10 protein-coding genes and 1 pseudogene are annotated in these 10,547 nt (G+C 70.6%); 1 reads left to right on the top strand and 10 read right to left on the bottom strand.

Annotated elements, in window-relative coordinates; genetic code table 11:
- Window positions 1-129: 129 nt before the first annotated feature.
- From A3Q37_RS20125 to A3Q37_RS20115, 3 genes are all read right to left on the bottom strand, one after another.
- Window positions 130-948, bottom strand: coding sequence for a YceI family protein (locus A3Q37_RS20125; protein WP_065486581.1), 819 nt, complete (start codon window positions 946-948; stop codon window positions 130-132).
- 243 nt (window positions 949-1,191) lie between these two features.
- On the bottom strand, window positions 1,192-3,762 hold the full coding sequence (locus A3Q37_RS20120) for an MFS transporter (RefSeq protein ID WP_065486578.1): 2,571 nt from the start codon (window positions 3,760-3,762) through the stop codon (window positions 1,192-1,194).
- Window positions 3,763-3,793: 31 nt separating this feature from the next.
- On the bottom strand, window positions 3,794-4,306 hold the full coding sequence (locus tag A3Q37_RS20115) for a MarR family winged helix-turn-helix transcriptional regulator (protein WP_065486575.1): 513 nt from the start codon (window positions 4,304-4,306) through the stop codon (window positions 3,794-3,796).
- A gap of 259 nt (window positions 4,307-4,565) precedes the next feature.
- On the opposite strand from A3Q37_RS20115, the gene A3Q37_RS20110 reads away from it, so the two are divergent.
- On the top strand, window positions 4,566-4,781 hold the full coding sequence (locus A3Q37_RS20110) for a hypothetical protein (RefSeq protein ID WP_030077455.1): 216 nt from the start codon (window positions 4,566-4,568) through the stop codon (window positions 4,779-4,781).
- Between the two features lie 161 nt (window positions 4,782-4,942).
- Here the strand turns inward: A3Q37_RS20110 and A3Q37_RS38350 are convergent, their stop codons facing one another.
- From A3Q37_RS38350 to A3Q37_RS37880, 7 genes and pseudogenes are all read right to left on the bottom strand, one after another.
- On the bottom strand, window positions 4,943-5,185 hold the full coding sequence (locus A3Q37_RS38350; RefSeq protein WP_369691461.1) for a hypothetical protein: 243 nt from the start codon (window positions 5,183-5,185) through the stop codon (window positions 4,943-4,945).
- Between the two features lie 688 nt (window positions 5,186-5,873).
- On the bottom strand, window positions 5,874-6,740 hold the full coding sequence (locus tag A3Q37_RS20095; RefSeq protein WP_018958648.1) for an RNA polymerase sigma factor SigF: 867 nt from the start codon (window positions 6,738-6,740) through the stop codon (window positions 5,874-5,876).
- Window positions 6,741-6,974: 234 nt separating this feature from the next.
- A complete protein-coding gene (locus A3Q37_RS20090) occupies window positions 6,975-7,841 on the bottom strand; it encodes an RNA polymerase sigma factor SigF (RefSeq protein ID WP_065486568.1) in 867 nt (288 codons plus the stop codon).
- Between the two features lie 256 nt (window positions 7,842-8,097).
- Window positions 8,098-8,391, bottom strand: a complete 294-nt coding sequence (locus tag A3Q37_RS20085) for a Dabb family protein (protein ID WP_065486566.1) — start codon at window positions 8,389-8,391, stop codon at window positions 8,098-8,100.
- A 10-nt stretch (window positions 8,392-8,401) separates the two neighbouring features.
- Window positions 8,402-8,566, bottom strand: a complete 165-nt coding sequence (locus A3Q37_RS37285) for a hypothetical protein (RefSeq protein ID WP_176711466.1) — start codon at window positions 8,564-8,566, stop codon at window positions 8,402-8,404.
- 450 nt (window positions 8,567-9,016) lie between these two features.
- Window positions 9,017-10,204: a serine hydrolase gene (locus A3Q37_RS20080; RefSeq protein WP_065486561.1), complete on the bottom strand. Its 1,188-nt coding sequence runs from the start codon at window positions 10,202-10,204 to the stop codon at window positions 9,017-9,019.
- Window positions 10,205-10,356: 152 nt separating this feature from the next.
- Window positions 10,357-10,476, bottom strand: a pseudogene (locus tag A3Q37_RS37880) (MarR family transcriptional regulator); the annotation flags it as partial.
- Window positions 10,477-10,547: the final 71 nt, after the last annotated feature.

Below are 10,547 nucleotides of genomic sequence, written 5' to 3'. Positions count from 1 at the left end.
GACCGGCGCGAGGTCGGCCCGGCCCCGGGCGGCGCGAGGCGGGCCCGGCCCCCGGGCGGCGCGAGGCGGGCCCCGGCCCACGATCGGCGCGAGGCGGCCCGGGTCACGACCGGCGCGAGGCGGCCCGGGTCACGCCATGGGCAGCGCCTCGCCCTGCACCGCCTGGATGTCCAGCTCCACACGCAGGGTCGTGCCGATCGCGGAGATGCCTGCCTGGACGACCTGGTTGTAGTTCATCGCGAAGTCGTCGCGGCGCAGTTCGGCGGTGGCGTGGAACGCCGCGCGCACCCCGCCCCACGGGTCGGGCCCGGTGCCGAGGTAGGTCAGGTCCAGGTCGACGGGGCGCGAGACGCCGTGCATGGTCAGCTCGCCGTGCACGGTCCAGCGGTCGGGGCCCGCCGGGGCCAGCGCGGTGGAGCTGTAGGCGATCTCCGGGTACCGGTCCACGTCCAGGAAGTCCGGCGAGCGCAGGTGCTTGTCCCGCATGCCGTTCCCGGTGTCGATGCTGGCCGCCCTGATGACGGCGTCGACCCGGGAGCCGCCGATCTCCTCGGCGATCTCGATCCGGCCGCCGAAGTCGGTGAACCGGCCGTGCACGCTGGAGATCCCCAGGTGCTGGGCGACCGCGCCCACCGAGGAGTGCGCGGGGTCCAGCGACCAGGCGCCCGGCGGCGGCAGCTCCACCCCGCCCTGCCGGGCCAGCACGATCTGCCCGGCCTCGATCCGGCCGCTCGCGGTGACGAGGGCGGTGGACGCGGCGGGGGCGTACCCGACCGCCGTGACGATCACCGTGTACGCGCCGGCCGTCAGGGCGCCGTCCGTGCGGACGGCCCCGTCCTCGTCGGCCGCGGCCCGCAGCACCTGGGCGCCGGTCATGTCGGTGACCGTCACGACGGCGTGCTGGACCGCCCAGCCGTCCCGCGTCCGTACCTGTGCGCGAAGTCCCATCCGTACCTCTCCTAGAAGCCCTGGCTCGATGACCCGACGGAACGTGGGGGTCACATGAGTCGGGCCCCGGGGCGGTCACGGCCGGCCGTCCCCTGCCTGCCGTACCCGCCACCGGGGCCCCTATCCACCCGGTCGCGACAGCCTTTCCGCTGGAAGTGCCGCCCGACCAGGGGTCTTCGCGATCCCTTCACGTGAGCGCGTGCTCTTCACGTGCGCAGGAGCACGTGCTCACGTGAGGGACCGTCACTCGCCCGGGTGGGCGAGCTCGATGTCGTGCCCGTCGACCCCCGTACCGCTGACGGTGAGGGAGCCCGCCACCGGCGGGTAGCCGGTCGCGACGACCGAGTACTCGCCCGCGTCCAGGTCGGTGAAGGCGTACGCCCCGTCCTCGCCGGTCGTCGCGGTGGCGACCACGTTGCCCGCCGCGTCGATCAGGGTGACCCGGGCGTCGGCCAGCGGACCCCGGGCGGACCCGGCCCGCACGGTGCCCCGGACCAGCGCACCGGACCGCAGCGCGGCCTCGACGCGGGTGACGCCCTGGCCGCCGATCTCCACCGGCAGCGCCAGCGGACGGAAGCCGGCCGCGTTGACCGCGACGGTCACGGAGCCCGGGATCAGCTCGCCGAAGGCGAACTCACCGGTCGGGCCGGACGCGCCGGTGGCCAGCACGTCGCCCCGGACGTCGGTCACGATGACCATCGCGCCGTCGACGGGCGCGCCGGACTCGGCGGCCCTGACGGTCCCGGCCAGTCCGCTCGTACCGGAGAGCAGGATGTCGAAGGCCAGCGGTTCCTCGCCGACGACCACCGTGGACGCCTGCGGCTGGAAACCGTCGGCGGAGGCGATCAGGACGTAGCTGCCGGAGCCGGGGGCGTCCAGGGTGTAGCCGCCGTCGGCCCGGGCCACGGAGCGGCCGAGCTGCCGGCCGCCCAGCGAGATCAGGGTGACGGCCGCACGGGCGACGGGAGCGCCCTCAGCGCCGCGCACCACACCGTGGACGGGGGTTCCCCGGACGGTGTCGATGGTCTCGTGCGGGACCTCCGCCGTGTCGACCGAGGTGACCCCGGCCGCGCCCTCGGAGACCAGCCCGGCGGCGCCGACGGCGGCGGGCACGGGAACCTCGGCCGTCTCGACGGCGACCGGAGCCGAAGCGGAACCCGGAGCCTGATCCTGGTCCGACGCCTGCTCCGACGCCTCGACGGGGGAGTCGTTCCCCGCGCTGGTCTTCAGGGCGACCTCCTTGATGAAGATCGTCACGATGAAGGCGACGAGCGCGGCCGGAGCGGCGTACAGGAAGACGTCGCCGACGCCGTGCCCGTACGCGGCCTCCATGACCAGCCGGAACGGCTCGGGCAGCTTGTCCAGGTCGGGGATGCCCCCGCCGCCGGTACCGCCGTGGCCGAGCTTGGCGCCCTCGGGGCCGAGCGCGGCGAGGCCGTCCTTGACGTAGTGGGTGACCCGGTTGCCGAGGACCGCGCCGAGCGCCGAGACGCCGATCGCACCGCCGAGGGAGCGGAAGAAGGTGACGACGGAGCTGGCGGAACCGAGGTCCTCGGGAGCGACCTGGTTCTGGGTGGCGAGGACCAGGTTCTGCATCATCATGCCGATGCCGAGGCCCATGACGAACATGAAGACCGCGACGTGCCAGTACGGGGTGTCGTACCGGATCGTGCCGAGCAGCCCGAGCCCGGCCGTGACCAGGAAGCCGCCGGTGACCAGCCACGCCTTCCAGCGCCCGGTCTTGGTGATGACCTGGCCGGAGATCGTCGAGGAGAGGAAGAGCCCCGCGATCATCGGGATGGTCATGACGCCGGACATCGTCGGCGACTTGCCGCGCGCCAGCTGGAAGTACTGGCTGAAGAAGACGGTGCCCGCGAACATCGCGATGCCGACGAACAGCGAGGCGATCGAGGCCAGCGTGATGGTGCGGTTACGGAAGAGGCGCAGCGGAATGATGGGTTCCTTGGCCCGCGACTCGATGAACACGAAGATCAGGCCGAGCAGGACCGAGCCCGCGACCATCACGTACGTCTGCCACGACAGCCAGTCGTACTTGTCGCCCGCGAAGGTGACCCAGACCAGCAGCAGGGAGACGGCGGCGCTGATGAAGAACGCGCCGGCCCAGTCGACCTTGACGCCCTCGCGCTTCACGACGGGGAGCTTCAGGGTCTTCTGGAGCACGATCAGCGCGATGACCGCGAAGGGCACGCCGACGTAGAAGCACCAGCGCCAGCCCATCCAGCTGGTGTCGGTGATGACACCGCCGAGCAGCGGACCGCCGACGGTGGCGACCGCGAAGACCGCGCCCAGGTAGCCGCTGTAGCGGCCGCGCTCGCGCGGGGCGATCATCGCGGCCATGACGATCTGCGCGAGGGCGGAGAGACCGCCGACGCCGATGCCCTGGACGACGCGGCAGGCGATGAGCATGCCGCTGCTGGTGGACAGACCGGCGACGACCGAGCCCAGGACGTAGATCACCAGGGCTATCTGGACCAGCAGCTTCTTGCTGAAGAGGTCGGCGAGCTTGCCCCAGAGCGGGGTGGTGGCGGTCATGGCCAGCAGCGAGGCCGTCACGACCCAGGTGTAGGCGCTCTGGCCGCCGCCGAGGTCGGAGATGATCTCGGGCAGGGCGTTGGAGACGACCGTCGACGACAGGATCGCGACGAACATGCCGAGCAGCAGCCCGGTCAGCGCCTCCATGATCTGCCGGTGTGTCATCGGCGTGCCGTCGGAGGCGCCGGAGGCGTTGCCGCCGCCGTGCCCTCCGTGCTTGGCGTGGCCGCCCCGCACACCGGTGGGTGTGGTCGTAGCCATTGAGTTCCTTATCCGTGCGTATTTGCTTCTGTTACACAGGTGTACGGGCGTGAGCCTCGTCGCCGAGGCCGGTCCTGCACTCGCCGGTGTGACGTCCGGGGACGCAGCCGCCGGATCCGCGACAGGCGAAGCTGTCACGCAGCCGGGACAGCAGCGCGATGAGCAGGCCGACGTCGTCGTCGGACCAGTCCTGAAGGTTGTGGGCGAACACCTCGGTGGTCCGCCGGGTCAGTTCGTCGAGCTGCGCGTGCCCGCCGGGGGTCAGCCGCAGGATGCGGGACCGCTTGTCCGCCGGGTCCGGAGACCGTACGATCCAGCCGCGATCGGCCACATGAGCCACGTGGCGACTGGTCACCGACATGTCCACGGACAGCAGCTCGGCGAGCCGGCTGATCCGCATCTCGCCGTGCCGGTCCAGGAGGGTCAGTACGGCGGCGGATCCCGCGGGGCACTCGGGGGGCAGCGCTCGGGCGAGCCCCCTTTTGACGGCCCCGACGGCGCTGAGCTGCCGGGCCAGTTCCTCGTAACTACTCCGTGCGGCCACGGGAACCCCCAGCACACTCACGACATGTTGTTGCTTAGGGCAACGATAGAAGCTGTTGGTTGCTACAGGCAAACGAAAACGGGCTTGCAGAAGTAAAGGAACGCAAAAGCCTCCGTAGGGTCGAGGTCAAGAGGGTCCGCCGCCGGTTTCTCGGGTGATCTTCGTCCGGTCTCCGGGTGCGCCGCCGCAGGTAGGGCGGGGTGCCCGGGTGGCCCCCGGGGGTTGGGCCGGGGGCCCGAGTTCGCTAGGGTCCTGCCCCATGGCACACAACCCCCACGCCCCTCAGCCGGGCCCCGAGGGCAACCACGACCCGGCGGGCAGCACGCAGATGTTCCGCGCCTTCGTCGACGAGGGCGAGCCGCAGCGCCGGCAGCAGCCCGCGGCGACCTCGTCCGGGCCGAGAGTCGGGGTGATCGCGGCCGTGATCGCGGTCGTCGTCGTCCTCGGCGCGGTGGCCTGGCTCGCCCTGGGCTGATCTCACGACGTTACGCACGACTCGCACGACTGCACGATCCGGCCGCACGGGGGACGGACGGCGGAGCCCGGACGACGGGCCGCCGCTCCACCCTCGGGCGGCCTTCGTGCGTCCGGGCGGCTTTCGTTTATCCGGGCGGCCTTCGTGCGTCCGGGCGCGGATCACTCCCACACGGCGGAGACGTCCTGGGTCTCGACGCGCATGCCCAGCGGGACCCGCCAGGACTCCACGCAGACGGTGTACGTCTCCGAGCGCGTCGATCCCGCGCCGATCGGGGCGGGCAGGGGCTGGGACGAGGTGATGGTCGCCCAGTCGACGCCGAGGGCGCCGATGATGTGCGTGGCGAAGGTGACGGTCCCCGAGCGCGCCGGGGAGCCGCCGGTGTTGCGGAACTCCACGGTCACCTTCTCGCACCACCGCTTGTCCGCCGCCGCGCGCTGCGGGGCGCTCAGGGTGAGCGCGGCCGGGGTCGGGGGCGGAGGGGGAGGTTTGGGGTTGGTGGGGTTGGTGGGGCTCGGAGGCGGTGGGTTGCTGGAGCTGCTGGGGCTGCCGGGGCTGCCGCCCGGCTTCTTCGAGGGCGGGGAGGGGTCTGCGGGCCGTGTGGGGGCCGCCCCCGGCCCGCCGGACGAACCGACCGCCTGAGACCCGCTCGGTGCCCCCGTACGCGCCTCACTGGGCGCACCGGCACCCGAGGACGGCGAGGGACCGGCGCTGGGCGACGTACCACCATTAGGTGACGTACCGCCGCTGGGTGACGTACCACCGCCACCGCGCCCCCCACCCCCAGCGCTCCCGCTCCCACTCCCGCCCCCGCTCTCATCGAGGGGGGTGAGTGTCACGTCGCCCGAGGGTGCCCCGTCCGGGGGAGGCTTCGAGCTTCCGGAGGCCGCGCCCACGGCCGTGTAACCGTCGCCGGACCCGCTGCCGCAGCCGGACAGCAGGCCGGCGCCCAGGCACAGCGCGGCCGCCGAGGCGGCGACGGCGGTGCCTCGGCGGCCGGTGGAGCCGCGTGTCTGACGTCGCATCGCGACAGTGTGTCTGACGCATCGTCACATAAGAACCCTCGGGAACCACATTTTCCGGCTCTCCGGCTCAGTCGGCGATGAGGCCTTCCCTGAGCTGCGCGAGGGTGCGGGTCAGGAGCCGGGAGACGTGCATCTGGGAGATGCCGACCTCCTCGCCGATCTGCGACTGGGTCATGTTCGCGAAGAAGCGGAGCATGATGATCTGGCGCTCGCGCGGGGCGAGTTTGGCCAGCAGGGGCTTGAGCGACTCGCGGTACTCGACGCCCTCCAGCGCCGAGTCCTCGTACCCGAGGCGGTCGGCGAGCGAGCCCTCGCCGCCGTCGTCCTCGGGGGAGGGGGAGTCCAGCGAGGATGCGGTGTAGGCGTTGCCGACGGCGAGGCCGTCGACCACGTCCTCCTCGGAGACGCCGAGCGCGCGGGCCAGCTCCGGGACGGTCGGCGAGCGGTCGAGCTTCTGCGCGAGCTCGTCGCTGGTCTTGGTCAGGGCGAGCCGCAGCTCCTGGAGGCGGCGGGGGACCCGCACGGACCAGGAGGTGTCACGGAAGAAGCGTTTGATCTCGCCGACGACGGTGGGCATGGCGAACGTCGGGAACTCGACGCCGCGTTCGCAGTCGAACCGGTCGATCGCCTTGATCAGGCCGATCGTGCCGACCTGGACGATGTCCTCCATCGGCTCGTTGCGGCTGCGGAACCGCGCCGCGGCGTACCGCACCAGCGGGAGGTTCAGTTCGATCAGTGTGTCCCGCACATAGGTCCGCTCCGGACTGTCCGTTCCCTCGGGGCCCGAGGCGGGGCCGAGCGCGGCGAGCCGCAGGAACAGGGAGCGGGACAGCGTGCGGGTGTCGATGGCTTCCGGCGAGCTGGTGAGCACGGCGGGTGCCGGCACGCTCTTCGTGAGCGTGAGCACCTTCGAGCTGCCCTGTTCTTCGGACATGCCACCCCCTTGAGGTCGCGGACGGTCGCGGTGGCCGCGACCATCGGAGGAACGCAGCCTCCACCTGAATACCGGAGGTGGGGCTGCGGCAAACGCGCTTCGAGCAGAATGTCACATGTCGGCAACACGCTGTAGTGACATGTCGACAAGTCAGTGCCGAATCCGCCCTGGAAACAGGGGGTGTAGCCCTTTTACGCCGTCAGAACTGCTCTGTGGACGGTCTACCCGTTCCGGTTACGCCTCGATCCTGTTTGCGGATCTCAGTCGGGCGAAACTTCGGGCGAGGAGCCTTGACACATGCATCTGGGAGACGCCCAGCTCCGCGCTGATCTGAGACTGGGTCAAGTTGCTGTAGTAGCGCAGCAGAAGGATGCGCTGTTCGCGCTCGGGAAGCTGGACGAGGAGGTGCCGGACGAGGTCACGGTGCTCGACACCGGCGAGCGCCGGGTCTTCGTAACCGAGCCGGTCCAGCAGCCCGGGCAGCCCGTCACCTTCCTGGGCGGCCTCCAGCGAGGTCGCGTGGTACGAGCGTCCGGCTTCGATGCAGGCCAGCACCTCGTCCTCGGAGATCTTGAGCCGCTCGGCGATCTCGGCGGTGGTCGGGGAGCGGCCGTGAGCGGTCGTCAGATCCTCGGTGGCGCCGGTGACCTGGACCCAGAGTTCGTGCAGCCGGCGGGGGACGTGGACGGTGCGCACGTTGTCGCGAAAGTAACGTTTGATCTCGCCGACGACGGTGGGCATCGCGAACGTGGGGAACTGGACGCCGCGCTCCGGGTCGAACCGGTCGATGGCGTTGATGAGCCCGATCGTGCCGACCTGGACGACGTCCTCCATCGGCTCGTTACGGCTGCGGAAGCGCGCGGCGGCGTACCGGACGAGGGGGAGGTTCGCCTCGATGAGGGCGGTCCGGACCCGGCGGTGCTCCGGAGTGCCCGGCTCCAGGTTCTTGAGCTGACCGAAAAGGACCTGCGTGAGCGCCCGGGTGTCGGCCCCGCGAGCCCGGGCGGGCCGGGCGGAGGGATCCGGGGTCTCGGTCTGGATGTCGTCCTCGGCCTGAACGGTCGGGACGGCTTGGGAGGCCTGGACGGCCTGGGGAGGCACTTGAGGCGCTGTACTGGCCGGCACGGTGACGCCACCCCTTTGCGGTCAACTAGTCAACTACGGTCAACTCATCCGTCAAAAGCGGTCATAGCATCACAAGACATGTCCACTGTGTGCAAGCACCGCATAGTGCCGTGTTGACGGCATAAGGGTTTAAACGGGGCAAATGGTCCACGGAGAAACCCCCCGCCGAAACGGCGAGGGGTCGGGGTGAACCGGGTGCGGGGAGCGGTGAGGTCGCTCCCGGTCGGCGAGCTCAGAAGGGATAGTCGGCGATCACCCAAGTGGCGAATTCGCGCCACTGTCCGGCGGCGGCCTGGTGGGCCGGGTGCTCGATGTACCGCTTGAGGGCGTCCTCGTCGGCGACGGCGGAGTTGATGGCGTAGTCGTACGCGATCGGCCGGTCGGTGATGTTCCAGGCGCACTCCCAGAACTCCAGCTCCGGAACCTGCCCCTCCAGCTCCCGGAAGGCCCGGTCCCCGGCGACGACGCGCGGGTCGTCCCGTTCGACGCCGTCGTTCAGCTTGAAGAGGACCAGGTGGCGGATCATCGTGGGGCTCCTACTTCACCAGTTCTGACATGAAGTCACCGACGCTGCGAGCAGCGGTGGAAACGCCCTCGAACCCTACTCCTACCAGCTCGGCGGACCGCTTGGGAGAGGTGATGATCGTGTACAGCACGAAGACCACCAGGATGTAGATGATGATCGTCTTTGCCTTGGCCACAACCGTGCCTCCCCATCGACCTCACGTGCGATCGGGCGATTCTATCCGCACGAATGGCCGTATCCGGTGGTCGTTTTTGATCACTGACGCACCTTTTAAGGACCTACGACCCGGCCATCGAGGCCTTTCGCCGGACCTCAGGAGCCTCGCCGCCCGGCACGATGGATAACGAGCCCGACGGGACCAGGCAGGACCCGGAAGGCCGGAACAGGGCCTCTCTGTGGGGCCGGCCGCCGCGCGATTTCCCCCCTGACCGCGACGGACGACCAGCAGGCCCTGTTCTCACCGGGGGAAGCGGCTTGTCCCCCCGATGCCGCTTCCCCCGACCTGACCTGTGCCTGACCTGTGCCTGGCCTGTGGACCGGAGCGCCCGGTCGCCGTACCTCCTCTGTACCGGCGACCGGGCGCTCTGCTGTACGCCTGCCGGGGCAGGCGCGCGAGACCCGCGGCTTACGGGGCCTTGGAGCCTCCGGCGGTGCACAGGGCGTTCTCCACCAGAGCGCTGGCGGCGTTCTCCTGTTCCAGGATGTGCTCCAGGGAGTCGCCGCGCGCCTCGGACATGGACACCACGACGCTTCGCCGGCCGTCGTCGGTGACGCCGTTGAGGGTGATGTAGCCACCGTCCCCACCCTCATGGCCCCAGTAGGACCCTCCGCAGCCCAGCGGCCGTTCGACCAGGCCCAGCCCGTAGCGGCCGCCGGGCCACATCTCTTCGGTTGCCGCGTCCACGGGGACGGTCTCCTTCATCGCGGCCAGCTGTCGTGCAGGCAGCAGGCGGCCGCCGAGCAGCGCGCGGAAGAAGCGGTTCTCGTCCTCGGTCGTCGTGACCCACGAATAGTTCTCGTGGTCCACCGATATCTGGTCGGTGACGTCCACGCGGGAACCGGGGCCGTAGTACTCGTAAGCCCGGGCATGGGGCCTGGGCAGGGTGGGTGCGGTGCCCATCCACTTCGTCCGGTGGAGGCCGAGCGGGCGCAGGATGCGCCTCTCGATCTCTCGGCGCGCGGGACTGCCGGTGGCCTCCCGGACGACCATGCCGAGCAGGACGTAACCCGTGTTGGAGTACGCCCATCCCTCGCCGGGTGGGAACTCCGGTGCCTGTTCCATGGCGAGGTCGATCAGCTGCTGGGATTCGTAGACGGTGTAGCGCTGCTGGTAGTACTCCTCCGGCGTGGTGTACCCGGGCATGGCGTCGCGGATGCCGCTGGTGTGCTGAAGCAGGTGGCGCAGGGAGATCCGCCTGCCGTCGTTGCCGTTGCCGTCCACCACCCCGGGCAGCCACCGATCGGCGGTGTCGTCCAGGGACAGCCTGCCTTCGGCCTCCAGCTGGAGCACGACGGTGGCGACCAGCGTCTTGGCGGTGCTGGCCATCCGGAAGTACCCATCGGCGGAGACAGGCCGGCCGGTCCTCAGATCGGCGGTACCGCTGGTGGCGACGGACGGCCGCCCGTCAGCCCCTACGGCACGAGCCTGCACACCGCTGATGCCGAGGTCTCGTATCGCCACGGTGTCCCGGCGTAACTGCTCGGCGGGGGAGGGCCCGACGGGCGAGGCGAGGGCGGGGGCGATACCGGTGGCGAGCAGAGCAGCGGCACAGCAGAGAGCCGTGATGAGGTGCGTGCGCAGAGTCAGAGCCATGTCTGAACGCTAGTTACGCCCGCGAGCGGGGTCGATCCGGCGCACCCCCGGATCGACCCGGGGGCTATCCCCCCCGACACGGCTCCTAGTCAGTCCGGCACCGGTTCGAGGGTTCGACGGGACGACGGCGGAACGAACCGGCTCGCCGTGTCTCAGACGGGTTTGAGGAGGTCGCGGAGGTTGGCCATGTGGGCTTTGACTGCGGCGATTTGGGTGGGGTCGGGTGAGTCCTGTTCGTTCTTGGAGTGGGTGGCGTGGCAGGGTCGGCAGAGGTCGCGGGGACTCCAGGGGCCACCCGCTCATGGACCCTCCGAGCTGACGATCCCCGGCGGGGTCAGGCCCA

The sequence above is a fragment of the Streptomyces sp. PTY087I2 genome (assembly GCF_001687325.1).
Taxonomy (GTDB): domain Bacteria; phylum Actinomycetota; class Actinomycetes; order Streptomycetales; family Streptomycetaceae; genus Streptomyces.
Note: the sequence above shows the minus strand (reverse complement) of the source record. Positions and strands in the feature narration are given on the sequence as shown.

Excerpts from the sequence above, each read along its gene's own strand:
- A3Q37_RS20095 (WP_018958648.1), bottom strand. The coding sequence starts at position 6,740 with ATGTCCGAAGAACAGGGCAGCTCGAAGGTGCTCACGCTCACGAAGAGC.
- A3Q37_RS20080 (WP_065486561.1), bottom strand. The coding sequence starts at position 10,204 with ATGGCTCTGACTCTGCGCACGCACCTCATCACGGCTCTCTGCTGTGCC.
- A3Q37_RS20110 (WP_030077455.1), top strand. The coding sequence starts at position 4,566 with ATGGCACACAACCCCCACGCCCCTCAGCCGGGCCCCGAGGGCAACCAC.
- A3Q37_RS20125 (WP_065486581.1), bottom strand. The coding sequence starts at position 948 with ATGGGACTTCGCGCACAGGTACGGACGCGGGACGGCTGGGCGGTCCAG.
- A3Q37_RS20120 (WP_065486578.1), bottom strand. The coding sequence starts at position 3,762 with ATGGCTACGACCACACCCACCGGTGTGCGGGGCGGCCACGCCAAGCAC.
- A3Q37_RS20085 (WP_065486566.1), bottom strand. The coding sequence starts at position 8,391 with ATGATCCGCCACCTGGTCCTCTTCAAGCTGAACGACGGCGTCGAACGG.